Genomic DNA, 23,712 nt, shown 5'->3' on the forward strand with positions numbered 1-23,712 from the left:
ATTATATATACGATAATGGGCCCGTCTGTCTGCATATTCACATGTAAAAGCGCGGGCGTAATCTCACAATAAATAGCGCGTAACGCCATGCCGGCGAGCGCATCTGAAAAGAAACGTTATTGGCGAGGAGACGTACATCATGAAAAAAATGAACGGCCAGTGTCACTGCGGCACGGTAAAATTTACCGTGGAATTAACGGACGGGCTGAATACCGCCCGACGTTGCAACTGTTCTTATTGTCGGATGCGCGGCGCCATTACGGTGTCGGCGCCGCTTACCGGTATTACGGTGCTGGAGGGTAAGGAAAAACTCACGGAGTACCGTTTTAATACCCGCCAGGCAGCGCACTATTTCTGTTCGGTGTGCGGCATTTATACTTTTCACCAGCGGCGTTCAAACCCGGATCAATATGGCGTGAATGTGGCTTGCCTTGAAGGCGTTTCGCCATTTGATTTTCCTGAAATCAAAGTCACGGAAGGCATCCATCATCCGAACGACGGCGGTGGCGGGGTGGCTGGCTATTTACGCTATACGCCTGCAGAAAAGTGACGGCCTGCGCCCGAAAACAGCGGTGCCGTCACGCCGGTATCAGGCGATAACCGTCGCCTGCCTGCTGCACATACGCAAAACCCTGGCGGCCGGTGTGCATCCCGGCAATCAGCAACCTTTCGCGGGCGGCCTGCGCCAGCACCGTCTGGCGCGTGATTTCAGCCTGCGCCGGGTCGTTATCAAACGCGATAGTCACCGAGGGATGCGCCGTCTGGATAAACGGGTAGTGCACGATATCGCCCCAGATAAGCAGACTCTCTGCGCATGAATCGATCCGTAAACCGGTATGGCCCGGCGTATGGCCCGGCAGCGGGACAGGGCGCACGCCCGGCGCGATGTCAGCGTCATCCGTAAAACGCAGGCGCGGCGCGTAACGCTCAAGCGTGCGGCGCGCCAGCAGGATATTGCGCTGCGTGCGTTCATTCGCCGCCAGCAACCGCGCCTCGTCCTGCCAGAAGGCCGCCTCCGCAGGGTGCAGGCAGAGGGCGGCATGCGGGTAAGCGGGTTCGCCGTCTTCGCGCAGCAGGCCGCCGAGATGATCCGGGTGGCCGTGCGTCAGGAACACGGTGTCGATATCCTCAGGCGCGACGCCGGACGCGCGCAGGGCAGCCGATAATCCTCCCCCGGCGTTATTCCTGCCGCCGGTTCCGGCGTCAACCAGCATGACGCGGCCGTGCCCACGGATAAGATAACTGCTGATATCTATCGTGGCGTGCGGCGTAACGCCGTGGCTGCTCTGTATTTCACCGGCGGCGGCCGCATCGATGCCCGCAAGCAACTCAAACCCCACGGCCATCGCGCCGTCGAAAAGCGCCGTAACCTGATAATCGCCAACCTGGCGTGACGAAAATGTATGACCTTCCATGCGAACCTCCGGTAAATACGCGCAATCAGTTGATTTTTCATCATGCTAACGGCTGCGCATCGCCTTCTGAAGCGATACTATGTCACGCTTTGATGACTTTTCGTCACGGACTGGCGCATAAGGAGCGCGTATTCATGCGCAGAAAAATCCCCGGCAGCGCATCGCTGCAGGCGTTCGAGGCGGCCGCCCGTCACGGTAATTTCGCGAGAGCCGCCGAAGAACTCGCGCTCACCGAAAGCGCCATCAGCCGCCAGATTGCGCGGCTGGAAGCGCTGCTCGACTGCAAGCTGTTTGACCGCACCGGCAGCCGCGTCAGGCTTAACCCGACGGGCGCGCGCTATGCCGTGCGCGTGCGGCAAACCCTGGCGCGGCTCGATATGGACGCGCAGTACATCCGCGGCATCCCTGAGGGCGGCCAGCACCTGGAGCTGGCGGCGCTGCCGACCTTCTCCAGCCGCTGGCTGATCCCGCGCCTCGGCGGGTTCCGTGAGCGTCACCCGGACATCACGCTTAACATCGCCGCCCGGACTGATCCGTTTATTCTGAGCGGCAGCGGCTTTGACGCCGCGCTGCATTTTGACCATCCGGCCTGGGCCGGAATGCGCGTCACGCGGCTGTTTGAAGAACGGCTGCTGCCGGTGTGTCACCCGGCGCTGCTGACCACCGGGAACCTCAATACGCTGCCGCGCATCCACCGGCGGCAGAACCCGCAGGCGTGGCAGGAGTGGGCGAATGAAACCGGTACCGCGCTGGAAAACCCGGCGCAGGGCGTGCGTTACGACTTACATGAGATGGCGATCGCCGCCGCGCTGGCAGGACAGGGCGTGGCGCTGGTGCCGCGCAGGTATGTGGAAGATGAACTGGCGCGCGGCGCGCTGGCGGCGCCCTGGCCGGAAGCGGTCAGCCTCAGCAAAACGTTTTGTCTGATAAAACCGGCGGAATCGGGTATGAACGATCCGGCGCTGGCGGCGTTCGAACAGTGGTTGCGGGACGAGATGGCGGCAGAAGGACTCGTGTAACTGACGGGCAATAACAGGGGCGGTCGGGAAAGCGCCGGTAAGCGTGATGCCCACCGGCGATAAGGTTACGAACGCAGCGGCTCGCCGCGCACCGGACGGTCGCCCGCCACAAAATAGCGGGCGGTGCTGCGCGGCAGCGGCGTGCGGCCACGGATGTTATCCGCGATTTTTTCGCCGATCATGATGGTGGTCGCGTTCAGGTTGCCGGTGATAATCAGCGGCATGATGGACGCATCCACCACGCGCAGGCCTTCCAGCCCGTGCACGCGGCCTTCGCCATCCACAACGGCCATCTCATCGCTGCCCATTTTGCAGGTGCCGCACGGGTGATAGGCGGTCTCGGCATGGTTGCGGACAAATTCGTCGAGCTGTTCATCGGTCTGGCAGTCGATGCCCGGACTGATTTCCCGGCCGCGGAATTTATCCAGCGCGGGCTGGTTGATTATCTGGCGCGTGATGCGAATGGCGTCGCGGAACTCCTGCCAGTCCTGCTCGTGCGACATGTAGTTAAACAGGATCGCCGGATGCTGGCGCGGATCGCGCGATTTAATGCGCACGTGGCCGCGGCTCGGCGAGCGCATGGAGCCGACGTGGCACTGGAAACCGTGCGCTTCGACGGCGTTCGAGCCGTTGTAGTTAATCGCCACCGGCAGGAAGTGGTACTGAATGTTCGGCCAGGCGAACTCTTCGCGGCTGCGGATAAACCCGCCGCCTTCAAAGTGGTTGCTGGCGCCGATACCGGTGCCGTTAAACAGCCACTCCGCGCCGATTTTCGGCTGGTTCCACCATTTCAGCGCCGGGTAGAGCGAGACCGGCTCTTTACATTCGTACTGCAGATACATCTCCAGGTGATCCTGCAGATTTTCGCCGACGCCCGGCAGATCATGCACCACCGGAATATCACATTGTTTCAGCAGTTCCGCATTACCGACGCCGGAGCGCTGGAGGATCTGCGGCGAGGCGATGGCGCCCGCGCAAAGCAGCACTTCGCGGCGCGCATGCACTTCCTGCGGCGTGTTGCTCGCGCCGTGAAGATACGCCACGCCCACCGCGCGTTTGTTCTCAAAAAGAATGCGGTCGGTTGTAGCATGGGTGATGATTTTCAGGTTCGGGCGCTGCTTCGCGGTATCGAGATAGCCGCGCGCGGTGCTGGAGCGGCGGCCCTTCGGCGTGACGAAGCGATCCATCGGGCCAAAGCCTTCCTGCTGATAGCCGTTCAGATCGTCGGTGCGCGGATAGCCCGCCTGCACGCCTGCCTCAATCATCGCTGCGAACAGCGGGTTGTTGCCCGGCTTGCAGGTGGTGATGCTGACCGGGCCGTCGCCGCCGTGGTAGTCGTTCGCGCCGATATCGCGCGTCTCCGATTTACGGTAGTAGGGCAGGCAGTCGAGATAGGTCCAGCGCTCAAGACCAGGCTGCTGCGCCCAGTTGTCGAGATCCATCGCGTTGCCGCGGATATAACACATACCGTTAATCAGCGACGAGCCGCCGAGTCCCTTGCCGCGCCCGCACTCCATGCGGCGGTTGTTCATATACGGCTCAGGCTCGGTTTCATAGGCCCAGTTATAGCGTTTGCCCTGTAACGGGTACGCCAGCGCCGCCGGCATCTGGGTGCGGAAATCAAAACGATAGTCAGGACCGCCCGCCTCCAGCAGTAATACAGTGACATCGCTGTCTTCGGTCAGTCTTGTTGCCAAAACATTCCCTGCGGATCCGGCTCCGATAATGATGTAATCAAATTCCATTAGTCGTTCCTCAGGTTAAAAGGTGGATCAAAATACGGACTGAAAGCGGGTCATCTCGACCTGCACGGATTTCACCTGCGTGTAGTTTTGCAGGGTCATCAGCCCGTTCTCACGGCCAACGCCGGAGTGTTTGTAGCCGCCGACCGGCATCTCGGCCGCGGATTCGCCCCAGGTGTTGATCCAGCAAATACCGGCTTCAATCTGGTGAATCACGCGGTGCGCGCGGTTGAGATCCTGCGTGACGACGCCTGCGGCGAGGCCGTAGTCGGTGGCGTTGGCGCGGCGAATTACTTCGTCTTCGCGCTCGTAAGTCAGAATCGACATCACCGGTCCGAAGATCTCTTCGCGCACGATGGTCATGTCATCGCGACAATCGGTAAAGACGGTGGGCTCAACCCAGGCGCCGTTATCGAACCCGGCGCCGGTCATACGTTTACCGCCGCACAGCACGCGCGCGCCTTCACGAATCCCGGTGTCGATGTAGCGCATGACGTTATCGCGGTGCGCGAAGCTCACCAGCGGGCCGAAGTTGGTGGCGGGATCGTTTACGTCGCCCGCTTTGATACGCGCCACGCGCGCGGCGATTTTCTCTTCAAAGGCCGCCTGCCATTTCGCCGGGATAAACACGCGCGTGCCGTTGGTGCAGACCTGGCCTGAGCTGTAGAAGTTAGCCATCATGGCGATGTCGGCGGCGAGATCGAGATCCGCATCGTCAAAAATGATGAGCGGCGATTTACCGCCCAGCTCCATCGTCACGTCTTTCAGCGTCGAGCCCGCCGCGTTCGCCATCACTTTTTTGCCGCTGGCGACGCCGCCGGTAAATGACACTTTATCGATGCCCGGATGTTCGGTCAGCAGTTGCCCGGTGACCGCGCCGCTGCCGTTTAGCACGTTAAAGACGCCGTCCGGCACGCCCGCTTCGGTGTAGATTTCCGCAAGCTTAAGCGCGGTGAGCGGCGTCACTTCGCTCGGCTTGAAAATCATGGCGTTGCCGGCGGCGAGCGCCGGGGCGGATTTCCATAGTGCAATCTGGATCGGGTAGTTCCACGCGCCGATGCCCGCCACCACGCCGAGCGGCTCGCGGCGGGTATAGACGAAAGAGCTTTCGCGCAGCGGGATCTGCTGCCCTTCGAGCGAGGGGATAAGCCCGGCGTAGTACTCCAGCACGTCGGCGCCGGTGACGATATCGACCGCCTGGGTTTCGCTCAGCGGTTTACCGGTGTCGAGCGTTTCCAGCGCGGCCAGTTCGTCATTGCGCTCGCGCAGGATATCAACCGCGCGGCGCAGGATGCGCGAGCGCTCCATCGCGGTCATGGCCGCCCAGACTTTCTGGCCTTTGCGGGCCGCTTCGACGGCGCTGTCGACATCGGCCTTGCCTGCTTCATGCACCTCGGCGAGCACGTCGCCGTTCGCCGGGTTGATGGTCTGGAAGGTGTTACCCGCGGCGGAGGGTACATATTTGCCGTCAATATAAAGCGGCTGTTCTGCGAATCGGGACATCATTCCTCCTTCTCATGGGGTGCTGCGCCAGCCAGTTGCTGGCGGATGAATTGGGTGGTGAGTGTGCGGGCGGTCTCCAGATTGAACGGCTGGCCGCTGAGCGCCGCGCGCAGCCACAGGCCGTCGATAAGCGACGCCAGCCCATGCGCCGCCAGCCGCGCCTGTTCGCGCGGCAGCTCGCGGCGAAACTCGGCGGCGAGCGTCGAAAACAGGCGGCTGCTGCTGACGCGCTCCAGACGACCGAGCTGCGGCTGATGCATGCTGCTGGCCCAGAAATCGAGCCAGGCTTTCATCGCCGCGCTGTGCACCTGGGTGTCATCGAAGTTGCCTTCAACAATCGCCAGCAGGCGCGCCTCGGTGCTGGCCTGGGCCAGCGGTCTGAGACGGGCGGCGACGGCGTCGCGAAGCTGGCGGGTGATATCGCGCATGGTCGCTTCGAGCAGGCCGTTTTTGTCCTTGAAGTAGTGGCTGATAATGCCCGCCGAGACGCCCGCCCGCCGCGCGATCTGCGCGATGGTGGCGTCGTTGATCCCAACATCATTAATGGTGCTTAACGTTGCATCAATTAACTGCCTGCGCCGTATCGGCTGCATTCCTACTTTGGGCATGACCCGGACTCCGCTTCACCACGTTGTTAATATCTATTAGAACTTTTTTTGATTGGACGTTCAATATAAAAAAAGAAATTGTTAAGATACTGTGATTGATTTGTCGCAAAAGCGAAACGGTACGCTACGCTAAAAGGCGATTAATCACCGTCGTGAACTATTGGAAGGGAGAAGAGACGCGCCTTGCGGGGCGGATAACAAGAAACACGCGAACGCTTTCATTTTTGACAGGACATTAACCAGAGGTAACCGATGACTAATCCACCTGCCAGTGAAAAAAACAGAATTAACCCCGTGGTGTTTTACACCTCAGCCGCGCTGATTCTGACTTTTTCACTGGTCACCATCTTCTTCAGTGAGCTGTCTGCGGCCTGGATCCAGACGGCGGTCAACTGGGTCTCGGCGACGTTTGGCTGGTATTACATGCTGGCCGCCACGCTCTATATCGTTTTCGTCATTTACATGGCCTGCTCGCGTTACGGCGATATCAAACTCGGGCCAGAGCAGTCAAAACCCGAATTCAGCCTGCTGAGCTGGTCGGCGATGCTGTTTGCCGCAGGCATCGGCATCGACCTGATGTTTTTCTCCGTGGCCGAGCCAGTCACGCAGTACATGCAGCCGCCGACGGGGGCAGGGCAGACTATCGAGGCCGCGCGCCAGGCGATGGTCTGGACGCTGTTTCACTATGGCCTGACGGGCTGGTCGATGTACGCGCTGATGGGGATTGCGCTCGGCTACTTTAGTTATCGCTATAACCTGCCGCTGACCATTCGCTCCGCGCTGTACCCGATTTTCGGCAAACGCATTAACGGACCAATCGGCCACACCGTTGATATCGCGGCGGTGATCGGCACCATTTTCGGCATCGCGACGACGCTTGGCATCGGGGTGGTGCAGCTTAACTATGGCCTGAAAGTGCTGTTCGATATCCCGGAAGGGCTGACGGCGCAGATGGCGCTGATTGTGCTGTCGGTGATTATCGCCACCATTTCGGTGACGTCGGGCGTCGATAAAGGTATTCGTTTTCTCTCGGAGCTGAACGTTATTCTGGCGCTGGGGCTTATCCTGTTTGTGCTCTTCATGGGCAAAACGGATTTCCTGCTGAACGCGCTGGTGCTCAATATTGGCGATTACATCAACCGTTTTATGGGGATGACGCTCAATACCTTCGCCTTTGATATGCCGCGCCAGTGGATGAACAGCTGGACGCTCTTCTTCTGGGCCTGGTGGGTGGCGTGGTCGCCGTTTGTCGGGCTGTTCCTGGCGCGCATTTCGCGCGGGCGCACCATTCGCCAGTTCGTGCTCGGCACGCTGATTATTCCGTTTACCTTTACGCTGCTGTGGCTTTCGGTGTTCGGCAATGCGGCGCTGTATGAGATCATTCACGGCGACGCAGGCTTTGCGCAGGAAGTTATCGCCCATGCCGAACGCGGCTTCTACAGCCTGCTGGCGGAGTATCCGGCGTTTAAACTGAGCGCGTCGGTTGCGACCATCACCGGCATGCTGTTTTATGTGACGTCCGCCGATTCCGGCTCGCTGGTGCTCGCGAACTTCACGTCGAAGCTGAAAGACATTAACAGCGACGCCTCAAACTGGCTGCGTATTTTCTGGTCGGTCGCCATCGGCGTGCTGACGATGGGGATGCTGATGACCAACGGCATCTCAGCGCTGCAGAACACGACGGTTATCATGGGGCTGCCGTTCAGCTTCGTCATTTTCTTCATCATGGCCGGGCTCTATAAATCGCTGAAGGTCGAAGATCACCGCCGCGCCAGCGCCAGCCGCGATACGGCGCCCTATATTCCATCGGGCAATGACCGCCTGAGCTGGAAAAAACGCCTGTCACGCCTGATGAACTATCCGGGGACGCGCTATACCCAGCAGATGATGGAAACCGTGATTTACCCGGCGATGGAAGATGTGGCGAAAGAGCTGGAGCTGCGCGGCGGTCGCGTGACGCTGAGAAAAGTGGCACCGGACGACGAGACGCCGCTGGGGTATCTGGATCTGCGCGTGCACCTCGGCGAGGAGCAGGACTTCATCTACCAGGTCTGGCCGCAGCAATATTCGGTGCCGGGCTTTACCTACCGCGCCCGCCGCGGGAAATCGCACTATTTCCGTCTGGAAACCTTCCTGCTGGAGGGCAGCCAGGGCAATGACCTGATGGATTACAACAAGGAGCAGGTGATTATCGATATTCTCGACCAGTACGAGCGTCACCTGAACTTTATTCATCTTCATCGCGAAGCGCCGGGGAATAACCTGGTCTTCCCGGAAGTGTAAAAATGAACAAGGCCACGCGAGTGGCCTTCTTTAATCCCGGTTCTGAATAAAGAGACCGCTATGACAGGCCGGGACGGGAGGCGCAGGACGATACCGGCGATTATCGCAACCGCATGGTTAAAACAGACACTGGCGACAGATCAGCGCGGTTTCTGCTCGTGTTGTCGCCTGCGCGCGCGACAGATGCGCGCGTGATTTTCATCCGCCCACTGGACGAGTTTCTGCATTGGCTCAAGAAATGACTCTCCCAGCGCGGTCAGCCGGTATTCCACGCGGGGCGGGACTTCCGGGTAAACCGTCCGGCTGATATAGCCATCCGTCTCCAGCCGCTTAAGCGTACGGGAGAGCATCTGGCGCGAGATATCGCCAATTTCGCGGTTAAGCTCGTTAAACCGTACCGTACGCCCGGCGAGCGCCTCAAGAATAAGCAGGCTCCATTGATCCCCTATCTGGTTAAGTACATCGCGAATCGGGCAGGGCTGCCCGAACTGCGTGATGTCGTCACGTTCTTCTTTCGTCATTTTTCTGCGCCAGTTCCCGGTTACCAGTCAGTCTCGTGTGACTGAGTATGAAAAAGATGACCTCTTGTTGAGGTAGCTTGCGCAATGTACCATCCGTTCGCCTCACGGTCTATTTATGTGACCAGGTATGAACAGGCGACTTTATGGCGCGATCCCGCGCCATTGCTTCAGTGAATAACAACAGGAGATAACGATGAAAAAAGTCATTCAGGGGGTTCTGGCGGCGGCGTGTCTGTTTTCGGGGGTGGCCGTGGCGGCTCCATCGCCCGCCGCGAATCAGTCTGGGGTGGAAGAGGCGAACCGCCAGCTGGTACTGACCTTCTACGACCGCTTCTTTAACCGTCACGACCTCGCAGCAGCAGAGGTTGTGGCGGATAACTATCGCCAGCACAACCCGGAAGTGCCGGATGGTAAAGCGCCTTTCGTGAACTACTTTACCGGCTTCTTCCGTGATAACCCGCAGTCAGGCGCCAGGGTTATCCGTAGTGCTACCGACGGCGACCTGGTGTGGCTACAGGTGCATTCCACTAACGGGAGCAAAGATCGCGGGCAGGCCGTGCTGGATATTTTCCGCGTCAGTAACGGCAAAATCGTCGAGCACTGGGACATTATTCAGGATGTGCCAGAAAAAGCGGCGAATCAGAATACGATGTTCTGATGATGAGGCGTTGCGTCCTGCGTGGTTTTTAATGCCTGATATCTGCTTACTGAAGATATCGTTATCCGTCCCCTGGCCTGACGTTTTGCTTGTCTGAGGATTTTCCGAAATCGCCATCAAGCCGCATCGTTAAAACATTTTGCGGCGCTCGTCCGGGCAGAAAAAAGCGATACAGGCAATACTGAAAGTCTTTTTAGCCGGTTTATCAGCGGGATGAACCGCTGATAAATAAAACAGATGAGGGACATCTGATGCTGAAACCCAGCGACTACGCCAAAGCAGACGGTTACAACGAACTGGTTCATGCCATTGGCACCACGCCCGCCAGCCATCTCATCGCGCACACGGTCCGCGCGCTGGATGTACAGGACAAAGAGATGCTGGGCGGATTACTGACGCTTGAATGCAAGAAGCTGGCCCGGCTGGCCGGCCACTTTGCAAGGCTTACCCCGGCGCACCCCGGAACGCCCATGCAGATAACGGAAGAAGAGGCGATCGAAGAGGCCGCGCAGTGGATTGCCGGCGCCTCGACCTCGTCGGCAGTCACCGCGCCGTTGATTAAAAGCTATCTCTCCCACTACCTGAACTTTGGGTTTTCAATCTCATCGCTTGCCGATGTCGAAGAGCTGCACCGCCGGGTCGCGCCGTCGGCGGTTTCAACCCCCCGCGGTATTGTGCCTAATGACACGCCGGTGCCGTCTTCGTTTGCAGGGCGGGAACTCTTCAGCCAGCAGCTTGGCATGAGTACGGTGTCTGCCGGTTCGCCGCATTATCCGCAATGCCTTTTCGCCTGGATCACCGGCTGGCATCCGTTCCCCGACGGTAACGGCAGAACGGCGCGCGCCGCCTATGCGATCGCCTCCATCAGAAACCGCACCTGGCGGCCGCTCACCAAATCGGATGAAGATCGCCTGAGCGGGTTGTAACGGGCTGCGCGATCGCGTGTGATGAAAATATAAAACGACATCTTTCTTCGCCGGGGGCGAATGTTCTCCGGCGCGATACCACGCTAATGCTGTTTTCAGGAGCCACGCGATGAAACTGATTCTGACGATGGTGTTATCCGGAGGGGTAATGCTCAGCGTTCCGGCACTGGCCTCAGGCGAGGAAAGCTGGCAGGCGCTGTTTTCGGAGATGAATAAGGCGTGTGTAAGCGCGGCAGGGGGAAAGGATGTGCAAACCTCGAAACCCATTCTCTTCCCGGATGAAACAGGTATGGCAGGGTTACTGATGAAAAGCACCATGCCGAAGATGAAACAAAAAATTAGCCTGATATGCCTCTACGATAAAGCCAAAAAGAAAGCGTTTGTCAGCGAATATACGTGGTGATGGGCACGAATTCGCTGCGCTAAATTCCTTCTGTAACATTGCGCGCCTCCGCCGCAGGCCCCGTTTTATAAACCGGGCTGGGTTTAATTAAGGTTCTGCTGTTATCTGTTTGTCGAAATATATTTGTTTGGCGAATTATAAGCGTGGCATAGTTAAACTGGAGAATCCATTATTACGGTGGATTTTATTTCTCAGCGTTACCCTGCTCTGGTGGCGGACGATTTTTAATTTCCCCCCTTTTTATTTGGTTTTTTGTTGTCCGGGCGTGGATATTATTTTATCAATGCCTGCCGCTATTTTTGTCTTTAAATATACATGGTTTCTTTAATCCTGAAGTTTATTGGATAGCGTTTGTGACTTTTATTCGTTTTTGAAATGCGGTGTAACATCTATAAGTATTGAGCCTCTTGTTAAACTTTTCTCCGCGCGTAACATATTTAAAGTGATTAATTTCACCTGCCGTAAAGAATGCGGCAGAGAATGCGGCAGGGATTGTCGCTGACGTTCCCTGTTCTTTCCGTCAACGCCTAATAGCTTTTATGAAGGAACATGTCATGTCTGGTTCATTTCAGGAAGAAATTCCTAAAGCCCGTATTAATCTCAAATTAAATCTGCATACCGGCGGCGCTCAGAAAAAAGTTGAGCTGCCGCTTAAATTACTGGTGACCGGCGATTTCAGCAATGGTCAGGAGCACAGGCCGCTTTCTGAACGTAAAAAAATCGACGTCAATAAGAATAATTTCGACAGCGTACTTTCCGAATTATCACCGGCCGTGAATCTCGCGGTGGAAAATACCCTTGCAGGCAACGGCAGCGAAGAAAATGTGCGCCTGACGTTCCGCCAGATGAAAGATTTCGAGCCGGAGCAGGTGGCGCGGCAAATTCCCCAGCTGAAAGCCATGCTCGCGATGCGTAATTTACTGCGCGATCTGAAATCCAATCTCCTGGATAACGCCACCTTCCGAAAAGAACTGGAAACCATCTTAAAAGATCCGGCGCTGAGCGATGGCTTGCGCGTGGAACTGGCTTCGCTGGCCCCGAAAAACGCCTGAGGCGAACCGGGTTTATTACGGATTACTGAGAGAAATGCTGATGTCTGTTCAGAACACCCCTTCTTCTGTCGGCGAAACGCAGGTGCTGGAAACCGCCGGCGGCGTCTACGCCTCGCTGTTTGAAAAAATCAATCTCCACCCGGTCGCCGCGCTTGGCGATATCGATACCTGGCAGGACAGCCAGCGTCTGGCGGACGCCTCCGCCGATGAGCGCGTGACCGCCGCGGTTCAGGTCCTTCTGGAGCGCCTGAAACAGTCTGGCCAGAAGGTCGAAAAGCTCGACAAAACGCTGCTCGATCACCACATCGCCGGGCTGGACTGGCAAATCAGCCGCCAGCTGGACGCGGTGATGCATCACCGCGAATTCCAGAAAGTGGAATCTCTGTGGCGCGGGCTCAGGCATCTGGTGGATCGCACCGATTACCGCCAGAACGTGCGCACCGAAATCCTTGATATCTCCAAAGAGGATCTGCGCCAGGACTTCGAGGATGCGCCGGAAATCATCCAGAGCGGCCTCTACTGGCACACCTACACGGCGGAATATGACACGCCCGGCGGCGAGCCGGTAGGCGCGGTGATCTCCTCGTATGAGTTTGACGCCAGCGCGCAGGATATGGCGCTGCTGCGCAATATCTCTAAAGTCTCCGCCGCGGCGCACATGCCGTTTATCGGCTCGGTCGGCCCGAAATTCTTCCTCAAAGACACGATGGAAGAGGTGGCGGCGATTAAGGATATCGGCAACTACTTTGATCGCGCCGAATACATCAAGTGGAAATCCTTCCGCGACACCGACGACGCCCGCTATATCGGTCTCACCATGCCGCGCGTGCTGGGTCGCCTGCCGTATGGCCCAGACACTGTGCCGGTGCGCAGCTTTAACTATGTGGAAGAGGTGAAAGGCCCGGATCACGAGAAATACCTGTGGACCAACGCCTCGTTCGCGTTTGCCGCCAATATGGTACGCAGCTTCATTAAAAACGGCTGGTGCGTGCAGATCCGCGGCCCGCAGGCGGGCGGCGCGGTGCAGGATCTGCCGATCCATCTCTACGATCTCGGCACCGGCAATCAGGTGAAAATCCCGTCGGAAGTGATGATCCCGGAGACGCGCGAATTCGAGTTCGCGAACCTCGGTTTTATCCCGCTCTCTTACTACAAAAACCGCGACTACGCCTGCTTCTTCTCGGCGAACTCCGCGCAGAAACCGGCGCTGTACGACACCCCGGACGCCACCGCCAACAGCCGCATCAACGCGCGCCTGCCTTACATCTTCCTGCTGTCGCGCATCGCGCACTATCGCAGCGACGCGCGGCTGCGCCTGACGGTGCCGGTGCATTTGCTGCCGGAACCAAAACTTGCGAAACATAACCGCATCCAGCTTGGCCGCACGGGTCTTCTGGGGCTGAAAGAGGGCCAACTCAGCGACAACCGCCAGTACATCACGGTCAGTCTGGGATGCTTCGAAAGTCTGACCTGCGCGGTAACGCCTCCAGCCTGGGACGGCGGTTATCGCTTCGACTAGTCACTTTTCTGAAAGGAATATTTCTATGCCAAACAAAGGATGGCATGCGCTCACCTTCGCGTTGTGCTGCGTTATAACAGGCTGTGGTCTTACCCAGGCGGTGAAAGACGGTACGGTCAATATGGCGAAATCGGTCTTCTACAAAAAGATCAAAACGCTACATCTCGATTTTTCTCCGCGCGCGGCGCTAAACGTCGATGGCGACCAGACGCCGCTTGCGACCATGGTCAGGGTCTACCAGCTTAAGGATCGTAAAACTCTCGATGCGGCCGATTACGGCTCGTTATTGCAAAACGCCGACACGGTACTGAAAGACGATCTGCTGACTTCCCGCGAGATATTAATCATGCCGAAGGGCAACGTCACGCTCGATATGCCGATGGAGGAGAACGCGCAATTTGTGGCGGTGGTGGGGCTGTTCAACCACCCGGATGTCAAAGATAAGCGCTGGCGGCTGGTGCTGACTCGCGACGATCTTGATCCCGACAAGCCGAGATTGGTGGAACTGGGCGACGGCTGGCTGAATCTGGTGGAGACCAGGGAGTGATTAATGGACACGGAGCATGAGTTTAAGACGAAGAAAAGCCTCTCGCGGTATGTGCTTACTATCCACAACAGTGACATAACGGCAGATGTGCTGCGCTTTCGCGGACGCGAGGCGTTAAGCGAGCCGTTTTGCTGGAATATCGAATTTACCACCCCGAAGGCAGACATACGGCCAGAACAGGCGCTGATGAAATACGCAAGCCTCGGAATGCAGGGCGGCAGAACGGTTTACGGCATTATTACCCGGCTGGAGTGGTTCTCCACCAGCGCAGATCAGTCGCACTACAGCGTGACGCTCTCCTCCCGGCTGGCGCTGCTGTCTCACACGCGTCAGTGTCGCGTGTTTCTCAACCAGTCGGTGCCGGAAGTGGTGGAGCAGGTGCTGCGTGAGCATGGCCTGGAAGGGGAGGATTTTGATTTCCGGCTGGAGCGGGAATACCCGGAGCGCGAGCTTATTACCCAGTGGCGCGAGACTGACCTTGGGTTTATTCAGCGGCTGCTGTCAGAAGTGGGGATCTGGTGGCGCACGGAGATGGACAACATGCGCGGTCTGGATGTGACTATTTTTGCCGACACCCAGCTTAACTATCATTTTGACGTTCGCCTGCCGTACCGCGAGCCGTCCGGCCTGCATGACGGCGCGCAGGAGGCGGTGTGGGGCGTGCGGACCTGGCATAACGCCGTCACCGGCGGGGTGCAGACGCGCGATTACCATTACCCTGACGCCACCACGCCGCTGGACGCCACCGTCAGGGTGCGCAGCGCGGCGATCACCACCGGTGAGCATTACCGCTACGCGGAGCCGTACCAGGCGCAGGGCGATGACACCGATCCCGAGCCCGACAGCGAGAGCGGGGCGTTTTACGCGCGTATCCGTCACGAGCGTGAGCTGAACCCCTCGCTGCGTGTGCATCTTTTCAGCAACGCCTGGGCGCTCACGCCGGGGATGGTGCTGGAGCCGCAGGGCGACGTCATCCGCGCGCTGAAAGAGGGGGTGATTATCACGCTTACCACCTTTCGCGCCTCGCGCGATTCGCGGCTGCACGTGTCGGTGTGGGGGATGCCGTACAGCGAACGCTACTGCTACCGCCCGCCAGAAATCCCGCGCCCGGAAATACACGGCACGGTGCCGGCGCGGGTGGAAAGCCGGGACCCGAAGGACACATACGCCTGGCTGGACGACGCGGGCCGTTACCGCGTGAAGCTGGACATGGACCGCGGGGACAGCGATAGCGGTTACAGCTACCTGTGGGTACGCCTTGCGAAGCCGTATGCGGGCGAGACGTACGGCTGGCACACGCCGCTGCTGGCCGGCACAGAGGTGTCCGTCGCCTTTGACGGCGGCGACCCGGACCGGCCGTATATCGCGCACGCGTTTCATGATTCGGCGCACCCGGATGTGGTTAACCGCGACAACCGCAGCCGCAATATCCTGCGCACGCCAGCGCAGAATGAGCTGCGCATGGAAGATAAACGGGGCGAAGAGCATATCCACCTGACCACCGAGTACGGTAAAACGCAGCTCGGTGAAGGCCGGCTGGTGGACGGGCAGGATAAACCGCGCGGGGCGGGCTTTGAACTGCGCACCGACGAATACGGCGTCATCCGCGTGGCGAAGGGGCTGTTCATCAGCGCCGACGGCCAGCAGAAGGCCGCAGGCGAGGTACTGGACCGGGAAACGGCGCTGAAGGAAATCGACCTGTGCCTGCAGCAGATAGCACAGCTCTCCGCTGCGGCAGACGCGGCGAACGCGCTGCAGGCGGACATCGCCAGCCAGAGCGCGATGTTCGGCGAACGGCTGAAACCCCTGAACGAAATGATACACATGTCCGCACCGGCAGGGATGGCGTTCACCAGCGGAGAGCACATGCAGCTTACGGCCACAAAAAACGTGGCGGTGAATGCTGGCGGCGATATCAGCATGGGCGTTATGGGCAACATGACCACGCTGGCGGGTGAAAAACTGGGGCTGTTCGCCCGCAGCGGGCCGCTGAGCCTGAAATCGGGCGAAGGCCCAGTGGAGGTGCAGGCGCAGAACGGCGGCATGCAGCTGGCGGCAGAGAAGAAACTCACCCTGACGTCGGTGAGTGATATCTCCTTTGCAGGCAAAAAGCGCATCACCTTAATCGGCGGCGGATGTTACCTGAAGCTGGAGGCCGGGAAAATAGAATACGGGACACCGCAGGTATATCTGAGGAAGGTGGAGAAAACTTATCTGGGAGCGAGTAAATCCCGGCAGGTTGAATTCCCCTATCTGCCCGGTAAGGGGGGTATTTATAGCAGAGGTTTTATTCTGCTTGATGACAGAACAAATGTGCCAGTCGCAGGAATAAGATACCTATTGGCGTTGTCATCAGGAGAACAACTAGAGCATTATTCAGATAACAAAGGATGTACTCATATTGTGAGCCATAAAGAGCAATGTGAAGTTGAGTTGACGGTTTTAAGACAAGAATCTTTGATAATAGGTTAATATCATGAGTGAGATAAAAGTTATATCCAGCCTCACTGAACAGGAGGATAATCAGCAAAAAGTGCCTGTTCGGTTGTTTAAAATAACAGACATACCTGAGGTAATGGAAAGTATGGGGTGGGTTGTTGCAGCAAGATTCATGAGAAAATGGTTTTACGATCCGTTTTATGAAATGAGCAAGGAAGAGAAACTTAACAAAGTTGACATGGCTCTAATAGATAAATGTCATATAGTCGATGATATCTCGTTTGAGTGGCTTTGTACTGCGTCTGAAAGAGTATCGCCAGTAATTGACGATGTTCTGGAAAGCATTTCTATAGTTCGAGAGTTTAATGATACTTTAGGTAAAATAGAGGGAGGGGTTAAACAGCTTTCCAATGGGCTGATAGCAATAATTAATTGTCTGTATAAACAAGGTTTGGTTGATTTAAAAACATATTCGATAAAAAATATAGCGCTTGATTATGAAGAATTATCCGCGATTGAGCTTGATAGAAAAAGTCAATTTAATTACTTCTCAATCGGGAGTACTTTATGGGAGAAAGCTACTGATGAATTAGATGATGTTTATGGTGCGCTTGGAAGTTTTATCGTTAAAATTGCCTTTTTAAACCTAATAGTATCTAGTGATAACGACGGTTTTTATAGGATTGAGATTAATCAAATTGGTTTATATGTGAGGGATACCTATGAATTTATGAATAATGGGAATGATCAGCCTCTTGGTTATTGGGGGTGGCATGGTGTAATAAAACCTGGTTTAATAAATGAGCTTTTTGAAAGTGAAGTGGTCAGTAAAAATGGTAATGATTATTATAGAGTAACTAATAATTCATTTGTTGAGTATAGACAAAAATGCAAAAAAGAAAGCAACATGAAAACAGGGGATTTTTTTGTTTATTCCACAGTTAAAAAAATACCTGTAGATGTCATTGTTCATATCAGTAAATTAGATTTGTTAGAATACCAGTCGAGGAGTGATAAAGTTGCGTAGTTTTTTTAAAAAAGTAGTGATATTTTTTTAGGGGTTTTTTTTATAATACTATCTATGCTATTTGCAATTAAAATATTAGCTTATAAAACGGCCACGCCAAGCGGGAAAATATGGAATTACTCGCACTCATGCTATTTTGTTTCATATATTCCTAACTATAAGCCCTTTGGTATCGCTGGTCGTTTTTTAAAGTTTTTTTCTAATCAGTCTTTTTTTATTGTTTATAGTAAGGCCGGCGATAAGTTAAAAAGCTCCGCATGGTATTTCTGGGAGTATCAGTTCTCTGATATGGTTTCGCCAAAATGGTCGGGGATTGATTTTGTTTATCCAACTGATCAAGGCATGTCAGGATGGACTTTACATGAGTGTGAAGGTAAAGCATGACAGTGAAGTACTACTCAAAGGATATTAACCAGAACTTAAAAAAATAATAGAATATAAATACTGCGGCGTATCGTTTATTTTGACGTCCGCCTGCCATACCGCGAGCCGTCCGGCCTGCATGACGGCCTGCATGACGGCCTGCATGACGGCGTGCAGGAGGCGGTGTGGGGCGTGCGTACCTGGCATAACACCGTCACCGGGCGGGTGCAGACTCGTGATGATCATTACCCCGCCGCCACCACGCCGCTGGACGCCACCGCCAGGGTGCGCAGCGCGGCCATCACCACCGGCGAACACTACCGCTACGCGGAGCCGTACCGGACGCAGGGCGATGACACCGATCCCGAACCGGAAAGCGAGAGCGGAGCGTTTTACGCCCGGATTCACCATGAGCGTGAGCTGAGCTACTCTCTGTGTATATCTCTTGAGCAACGCTTGCGCGCGTGTTCAACGAACGGCTGAAACCGCTGAACAAGGTAATTCACGTCAGGCGGCGGAAAGATGACTTTCACCCGTTTGACCAGGAACCCTCATCGTATCCGCATAATACAAAATGATGATAAGACACTGTCGGAAATACTGACTGAAATGCATTGCATCAGAAGATTTAAGACGAACAGAAAGGGGAAACCTGAAGACTACTGAATGGTGCGTCCGAGTGGACTCGAACCACCGACCCCCACCATGTCAAGGTGGTGCTCTAACCAACTGAGCTACGGACGCACATTAGGATGGTGCGTTCAATTGGACTCGAACCAACGACCCCCACCATGTCAAGGTGGTGCTCTAACCAACTGAGCTATGAACGCATTGCTGTGTGACAGCGGGGACGAATATTAACGGCAGCCCCGGCGCCTGGCAAGGGGCAAACGTCAATTTTCTTTCATATTTCACGCGATTGCCGCCTATTTGCGCAGAATGATGACAAAGTGATCGGCGTGGCGGGCTAGTCTGTACCCAGAGGATAAAAAAGCCGCCCTGAGGGGCGGCCAGTAATTAGCGCGCGGCGCGCGCCAGGATGGTTTCCGACGGCAGGCGTTGCAGGTAACGCATGCGCCACATCATCATGATGGCGGCCGAGGTCAGGCCGAGGATAAAGCCGAACCAGAAGCCCGCCGGGCCCATTGGTTCCACAACCCAGTCGGTCAGCCCCAGGATGTAGCCGCTCGGCAGACCCAACACCCAGTAGGCGATAAACGTAATAAAGAAAATTGAGCGCGTATCTTTATAGCCGCGCAGCACGCCGCTGCCGATCACCTGAATGGAATCCGAAATCTGGTAAATCGCCGCCAGCAGCATCAGGTGCGAGGCGAGGGTAACCACTTCCGGGTTGTCGTTATAGAGCAGGGCGATGGGCTCGCGGAACACGACGGTAAAGAGCGCTGTCCCCACCGCGAGGCAGATGCCGACCACAATACCGGTGCGTGCGGAGGTCTGCGCCTCAAGCGTCGACCCCTGGCCCAGACGGAAACCCACGCGAATGGTCACCGCGGCGCTCATCGACATCGGCAGTACAAACATCAGCGAACTAAAGTTGAGGGCAATCTGATGGCCCGCCACATCGACAATCCCGAGCGGCGACACTAACAGCGCCACGACCGCAAACAGCGTGACTTCGAAAAACAGCGCCAGCGCCACCGGCATCCCAATCTGCGCCAGACGACGGATAACCGGCCAGTCAAAGCGGCTGGCGTCCGGTTGCAGGCGAATATCACGCATCGAGCGCGCGTGTTTCACCCACAGACGCATACAGAAAAACATCACCCAGTACACCGACGCCGTCGCCACGCCGCAGCCGACGCCGCCCAGTTCCGGCATGCCGAAATGACCGTAAATGAAGATATAGTTCACCGGAATATTCACCAGCAGCCCGATAAAGCCCATCGCCATACCTGGCGTGGTTTTGGCAAGCCCTTCGCACTGGTTACGCATCACCTGGAAGAAAAGATAGCCCGGCACGCCCCACAGCAGCGCACGCAGGTAATTCACCGCGGTATCGGCGAGTACGGGATCGATGTTATGCATCGCGCGGATGATATGACCGGCGTTCCATAACACAATCATGATAAGCACCGACACCAGCCCCGCCAGTACAAAACCTTGCTGTACCTGATGCGCGATGCGGTCGCGGCGGCCTGAGCCGTTAAGCTGAGCGATGACTGGCGTGAGCGCCAGCAGCAGGCCATGGCCGAAGAGGATGGCAGGCAGCCAGATCGAGGTCCCGATGGCGACCGCCGCCATATCCGTGGCGCTGTAGCCGCCGGCCATGATGGTATCGACAACCCCCATTGAGGTCTGGGCGATTTGCGCGAAAATCACCGGGATTGCCAGAGCTAATAACTGACGCGCTTCGACAAAATACTTCTGCACGAGAACACCTGTATATTGTTGTTATTTGAGAGACAAAAAAGCCGCCGCAACGGGCAGCAAGAAGAAAATGCAGGGGAATGAGTCAGACTATTGTAGCGAGAGTTCACTATTAAGCCAGTGAAATAATGCGCTTAAGGCCGCTCAGGCTGGCAAGGGCATATTCCACCTGTTATTGTTCTGGTTATGAATCTCGCGGCCGCGCGCCGCCATGTAAGCGAATCCAGGAGTGGCAAAATATGTTTACCGGTATTGTTCAGGGCACCGCGAAAATCGTGGCTATCGATGAAAAACCGAATTTCCGCACCCATGTGGTGGAGCTGCCGGATGAGCTGCTGCCGGGGCTTGAGACCGGCGCATCGGTGGCGCACAACGGCTGCTGCCTGACGGTAACGGAAATTAACGGCAACCGCGTCAGCTTCGATTTAATGAAAGAGACGCTGCGTATTACCAATCTCGGGGATTTACAGCCGGGCGACGTGGTGAACATTGAACGCGCCGCGAAATTCAGCGATGAAATTGGCGGTCATTTAATGTCCGGGCATATTATGACCACGGCGGAGGTTGCGAAGATCCTGACGTCGGAAAATAACCGGCAGATCTGGTTTAAAATTCAGGACCCGACGCTGATGAAGTATATCCTGCACAAAGGCTATATCGGCATCGACGGTATCAGCCTGACGGTCGGGGAAGTGACGGCGACGCGCTTCTGCGTTTTCCTGATCCCGGAAACACTCCAGCGCACCACGCTTGGCACCAAAAAGCTGGGTCAGCGGGTGAATATTGAAATCGATCCGCAGACCCAGGCCGTGGTGGATACAGTTGAGCGTGTATTAGCGTCTCGCGAAGCCGCGGCGGCGATTACCGCGCAGCTGCATCCCGCAGAATAAGATCTCGCTGGTGGGCTCAGGCGCTCACCAGCGTACCCCGCACCCGTTCGCCCGGCGCGCCGCCGGAAAGCAGCGCCACCGCCTGCCGGGCGATACTCTCCAGCGAATACCCGATGGCCGGAACGCTCTCCAGCCCCATTCCGCGCCCTGAACTCTCAAGACTGAACACCAGCACCTGCCCTGGCACCGCGAAACGGTATTCGCGCAGCATCGCCACCGCTTCGCGCGCCTGGCTGTCGTCGGTCACCAGCAGCGCATTAAACTTCACGCCGCTGTTGATAAGCTTTTGCAGGGCGATACGCAGCACCGTCTCATCTTCGATGACGCGCTGACGATGAAACGGGATCAGGTGGTTTTCCGCCGCCTGGCGATACCCCTGTAAAATCTCCGCCGCCGCGTCGCCCGCCGGAAAGTTAATCAACGCGATATCGCGCCGCTGGTGGCTGCATAAATACTGCACCGCCGTCTGGGCGGCAAAGAGCCAGTCGAACTGAATGCCCTGCGACGTGGCGGCGCTTAAACAATCCACCAGAATCACATCATCATCAAGCGCGGGCAGAGGAAAGCGGGCGCCGACAATCATCAGCGCGTCGCACAGGCCGGAATTGAGTTCGGCGCGGGCGCGCGTCACTTCCTGCGCGGAACTTGCAAAGCGCAGCAGCAGATGTTTGCCGTGTCGGCTGAGCTCTTTTTCCAGCGCCTGTAACCAGCAGGTGGCCTGTTGAATATGTTCGCTGGCGCAAATCACGCCGATACAGTGGGTCATCTGGCTGGAGAGCGACTGCGCAATGGCGTTCGGCTGATAGTTCAGCATCTCGGCGGCGCGCAGCACCGCGAGACGGCTCTCTTCCTTCACGCCGCGATTGCCGCTCAGCACGCGGGAAACGGTGGCTTTCGAGACGCGCGCCAGGCGCGCGACATCATTAATGGTGGACATCGTGTTTTCCTGCAAAGCGTGGCGACGCGAAGGCCGCCACTCGGTTACTCATCAAACCCGTTCCTGGCCGCCACCTGGCGGTACCACTCGCCGCTCTTTTTGATCGTACGTTTCTGGCTTTCCAGATCGAGCGATACAAAGCCGTAGCGGTTCTTGTAAGCGTTGCACCAGGACCAGTTATCAATAAAGGTCCACATGTGGTAGCCCAGACAGCGGCTGCCTTCGCTGATGCCCTTATGCAGCCATTTCAGGTGATCGCGCACAAACTCGATGCGGTAATCATCCTGAATCTGCCCGTCGCGCTCAAAGCGCTGTTCATTCTCAACGCCCATGCCGTTTTCCGAGATATAGCAGCGCGGGTTGCCATACTCTACACGCAGGCGGGTGAGGATGTCGTAGACGCCTTTCTCATAAATCTCCCAGCCGCGGTACGGGTTCATTTTGCGGCCCGGCATTTCATAAGCGCTGAAGAACCACTCCGGCATAAACGGGCTGTCCGGGTTGACCTGCGAATCGCGGCACTGTATGCGACGCGGCTGATAGTAGTTGATGCCGAGCAGATCCACCACACCCGCCGCCAGCAGCTCTTTATCGCCGGGCTGGCACGCTGGCAGCTGATCATACTGCGCCAGCAGCGCCACTAAATCCTCCGGGTAACTGCCGCGCAGCGCCGGGTCGAGGAAGCTGCGGTTAAACATCAGATCGGCGATATGCGCCGCTTTTACGTCCGCCGGGTTTTGCGAACGCGGGTAAGAAGGGGTGAGGTTCAGGATAATGCCGATTTCGCCGCCGTCGTTACGCTCGTGATAGGCCTTCACTGCGCGGGCGTGGGCCAGCATCGTGTGATAGGCCACCGTCGCGGCACGGCGGAAATCAACGACGTTCGGATAGTGGAAGTCATACAGGTAACCGCCTTCCACCGGCACAATCGGCTCGTTGAAGGTGAACCAGTGAGTGACACGGTCGCCAAACAGCTCAAAGCAGGTGCGGGCGTAAGCTTCAAACGCGTCGATGACTTTGCGGTTCTCGAAGCCGCCCTGTTCCTGAAGCGACAGCGGCATATCGAAATGGAACAGGTTAATAAACGGCGTGATGCCCTGGCGCAGCAGCTCATCAATCACCTGGTTATAAAAGGCGACCGCCTCCTGGTTTACCGCGCCGGTGCCGTCCGGGATCAGGCGCGCCCAGGAGACAGACGTGCGGAAGGTGTTGTGATTAAGCGCTTTCAGCAGCGCGATATCTTCTTTCCAGTGCTGATAAAACGTGGAGGTCTGCGCGGGGCCAACGCCGTGGTGAAAACGCTCCGGCTGCAGGCGGAACCAGTGGTCCCAGGTCGTGGGCGTTTTGCCGTGGCTCAGACTTTCACCTTCGGTTTGCGGCGCCGAGCTGGCGCTGCCCCACCAGAATCCTTCAGGAAATGAGTAGTGCATATCCATCCTCATAGCTCAGTCAGGCGCCTGCCGGAAGGGCCG

At 56.8% G+C, this 23,712-nt stretch carries 20 protein-coding genes, 2 tRNA genes and 2 pseudogenes; 14 read left to right on the top strand and 10 right to left on the bottom strand.

Annotated features, from left to right (window positions below; translation table 11 throughout):
* Nucleotides 1-139: 139 nt before the first annotated feature.
* Nucleotides 140-550 (top strand): GFA family protein, encoded by a 411-nt coding sequence (locus AFK65_RS08775; protein ID WP_007697031.1) that lies wholly within the window; start codon nucleotides 140-142, stop codon nucleotides 548-550.
* Between the two features lie 28 nt (nucleotides 551-578).
* Here the strand turns inward: AFK65_RS08775 and AFK65_RS08780 are convergent, their stop codons facing one another.
* A complete protein-coding gene (locus AFK65_RS08780; protein ID WP_007697034.1) occupies nucleotides 579-1,415 on the bottom strand; it encodes an MBL fold metallo-hydrolase in 837 nt (278 codons plus the stop codon).
* A gap of 134 nt (nucleotides 1,416-1,549) precedes the next feature.
* On the opposite strand from AFK65_RS08780, the gene AFK65_RS08785 reads away from it, so the two are divergent.
* Nucleotides 1,550-2,434, top strand: a complete 885-nt coding sequence (locus AFK65_RS08785; protein WP_038857312.1) for a LysR substrate-binding domain-containing protein — start codon at nucleotides 1,550-1,552, stop codon at nucleotides 2,432-2,434.
* Between the two features lie 65 nt (nucleotides 2,435-2,499).
* On the opposite strand, the gene betA is transcribed toward AFK65_RS08785, so the two are convergent.
* The 3 genes from betA to betI are packed head-to-tail and all read right to left on the bottom strand — an operon-like array spanning nucleotide 2,500 to nucleotide 6,287.
* Nucleotides 2,500-4,179 carry a choline dehydrogenase gene (gene betA, locus AFK65_RS08790; RefSeq protein WP_038857310.1) on the bottom strand — a complete coding sequence of 560 codons (1,680 nt, stop codon included), beginning with the start codon at nucleotides 4,177-4,179 and terminating at the stop codon, nucleotides 2,500-2,502.
* A 27-nt stretch (nucleotides 4,180-4,206) separates the two neighbouring features.
* Nucleotides 4,207-5,679 (bottom strand): betaine-aldehyde dehydrogenase, encoded by a 1,473-nt coding sequence (gene betB, locus AFK65_RS08795; protein ID WP_007697042.1) that lies wholly within the window; start codon nucleotides 5,677-5,679, stop codon nucleotides 4,207-4,209.
* Entirely contained in the window at nucleotides 5,679-6,287 is a 609-nt protein-coding gene (gene betI, locus AFK65_RS08800) for a transcriptional regulator BetI (RefSeq protein WP_038857309.1), read from the bottom strand. Before betI ends, betB begins: the two co-directional genes overlap by 1 nt.
* A 252-nt stretch (nucleotides 6,288-6,539) precedes the next feature.
* On the opposite strand from betI, the gene AFK65_RS08805 reads away from it, so the two are divergent.
* A complete protein-coding gene (locus tag AFK65_RS08805; RefSeq protein ID WP_007697045.1) occupies nucleotides 6,540-8,570 on the top strand; it encodes a choline transporter in 2,031 nt (676 codons plus the stop codon).
* A 140-nt stretch (nucleotides 8,571-8,710) separates the two neighbouring features.
* On the opposite strand, the gene AFK65_RS08810 is transcribed toward AFK65_RS08805, so the two are convergent.
* The gene (locus AFK65_RS08810; RefSeq protein WP_007697048.1) at nucleotides 8,711-9,091 is read right to left on the bottom strand and encodes a winged helix-turn-helix transcriptional regulator; all 381 of its coding nucleotides are present in this window, start codon (nucleotides 9,089-9,091) and stop codon (nucleotides 8,711-8,713) included.
* 193 nt (nucleotides 9,092-9,284) lie between these two features.
* On the opposite strand from AFK65_RS08810, the gene AFK65_RS08815 reads away from it, so the two are divergent.
* From AFK65_RS08815 to AFK65_RS08855, 10 genes and pseudogenes are all read left to right on the top strand, one after another.
* Nucleotides 9,285-9,749 carry a nuclear transport factor 2 family protein gene (locus AFK65_RS08815; RefSeq protein WP_007697051.1) on the top strand — a complete coding sequence of 155 codons (465 nt, stop codon included), beginning with the start codon at nucleotides 9,285-9,287 and terminating at the stop codon, nucleotides 9,747-9,749.
* Nucleotides 9,750-10,000: 251 nt separating this feature from the next.
* Nucleotides 10,001-10,675 (top strand): hypothetical protein, encoded by a 675-nt coding sequence (locus AFK65_RS08820; RefSeq protein ID WP_038857307.1) that lies wholly within the window; start codon nucleotides 10,001-10,003, stop codon nucleotides 10,673-10,675.
* 109 nt (nucleotides 10,676-10,784) lie between these two features.
* Complete coding sequence (locus tag AFK65_RS08825; protein WP_007697057.1) at nucleotides 10,785-11,078, top strand: hypothetical protein; 294 nt, start codon at nucleotides 10,785-10,787, stop codon at nucleotides 11,076-11,078.
* Between the two features lie 554 nt (nucleotides 11,079-11,632).
* The gene (gene tssB / locus AFK65_RS08830; RefSeq protein WP_007697060.1) at nucleotides 11,633-12,130 is read left to right on the top strand and encodes a type VI secretion system contractile sheath small subunit; all 498 of its coding nucleotides are present in this window, start codon (nucleotides 11,633-11,635) and stop codon (nucleotides 12,128-12,130) included.
* 34 nt (nucleotides 12,131-12,164) lie between these two features.
* Nucleotides 12,165-13,424 (top strand): annotated as a pseudogene (gene tssC / locus AFK65_RS08835) (type VI secretion system contractile sheath large subunit); the annotation flags it as partial.
* Nucleotides 13,425-13,674: 250 nt separating this feature from the next.
* Nucleotides 13,675-14,196, top strand: coding sequence for a type VI secretion system lipoprotein TssJ (gene tssJ / locus AFK65_RS08840; protein WP_007697068.1), 522 nt, complete (start codon nucleotides 13,675-13,677; stop codon nucleotides 14,194-14,196).
* A gap of 3 nt (nucleotides 14,197-14,199) precedes the next feature.
* Nucleotides 14,200-16,668, top strand: coding sequence for a type VI secretion system Vgr family protein (locus AFK65_RS08845; protein WP_007697072.1), 2,469 nt, complete (start codon nucleotides 14,200-14,202; stop codon nucleotides 16,666-16,668).
* A 4-nt stretch (nucleotides 16,669-16,672) separates the two neighbouring features.
* Nucleotides 16,673-17,662: a DUF6402 family protein gene (locus AFK65_RS08850; RefSeq protein WP_007697073.1), complete on the top strand. Its 990-nt coding sequence runs from the start codon at nucleotides 16,673-16,675 to the stop codon at nucleotides 17,660-17,662.
* Nucleotides 17,663-17,716: 54 nt separating this feature from the next.
* The gene (locus AFK65_RS20935) at nucleotides 17,717-18,046 is read left to right on the top strand and encodes a hypothetical protein (protein ID WP_072025650.1); all 330 of its coding nucleotides are present in this window, start codon (nucleotides 17,717-17,719) and stop codon (nucleotides 18,044-18,046) included.
* A 78-nt stretch (nucleotides 18,047-18,124) separates the two neighbouring features.
* Nucleotides 18,125-18,472 (top strand): annotated as a pseudogene (locus AFK65_RS08855) (type VI secretion system Vgr family protein); the annotation flags it as partial.
* Nucleotides 18,473-18,692: 220 nt separating this feature from the next.
* On the opposite strand, the gene AFK65_RS08860 reads toward AFK65_RS08855, so the two are convergent.
* The 3 genes from AFK65_RS08860 to mdtK all read right to left on the bottom strand — a co-directional run bounded on the left by AFK65_RS08860 (nucleotide 18,693) and on the right by mdtK (nucleotide 20,416).
* Nucleotides 18,693-18,769, bottom strand: a tRNA-Val gene (locus AFK65_RS08860).
* Between the two features lie 9 nt (nucleotides 18,770-18,778).
* Nucleotides 18,779-18,855 (bottom strand) — tRNA-Val (locus AFK65_RS08865).
* 187 nt (nucleotides 18,856-19,042) lie between these two features.
* Entirely contained in the window at nucleotides 19,043-20,416 is a 1,374-nt protein-coding gene (mdtK, locus tag AFK65_RS08870) for an MdtK family multidrug efflux MATE transporter (protein WP_038857306.1), read from the bottom strand.
* A 236-nt stretch (nucleotides 20,417-20,652) separates the two neighbouring features.
* On the opposite strand from mdtK, the gene AFK65_RS08875 reads away from it, so the two are divergent.
* The gene (locus AFK65_RS08875) at nucleotides 20,653-21,303 is read left to right on the top strand and encodes a riboflavin synthase (protein ID WP_007697077.1); all 651 of its coding nucleotides are present in this window, start codon (nucleotides 20,653-20,655) and stop codon (nucleotides 21,301-21,303) included.
* 16 nt (nucleotides 21,304-21,319) lie between these two features.
* Here AFK65_RS08875 and AFK65_RS08880 read toward each other — a convergent pair whose 3' ends face one another.
* Both AFK65_RS08880 and AFK65_RS08885 read right to left on the bottom strand, forming a co-directional pair.
* Nucleotides 21,320-22,240: a LacI family DNA-binding transcriptional regulator gene (locus AFK65_RS08880; protein WP_038857305.1), complete on the bottom strand. Its 921-nt coding sequence runs from the start codon at nucleotides 22,238-22,240 to the stop codon at nucleotides 21,320-21,322.
* Between the two features lie 44 nt (nucleotides 22,241-22,284).
* Nucleotides 22,285-23,670, bottom strand: coding sequence for a glycoside hydrolase family 1 protein (locus AFK65_RS08885; protein ID WP_007697092.1), 1,386 nt, complete (start codon nucleotides 23,668-23,670; stop codon nucleotides 22,285-22,287).
* Between the last annotated feature and the right edge of the window lie 42 nt (nucleotides 23,671-23,712).

The organism is Cronobacter universalis NCTC 9529 (genome assembly GCF_001277175.1).
GTDB lineage: Bacteria > Pseudomonadota > Gammaproteobacteria > Enterobacterales > Enterobacteriaceae > Cronobacter > Cronobacter universalis.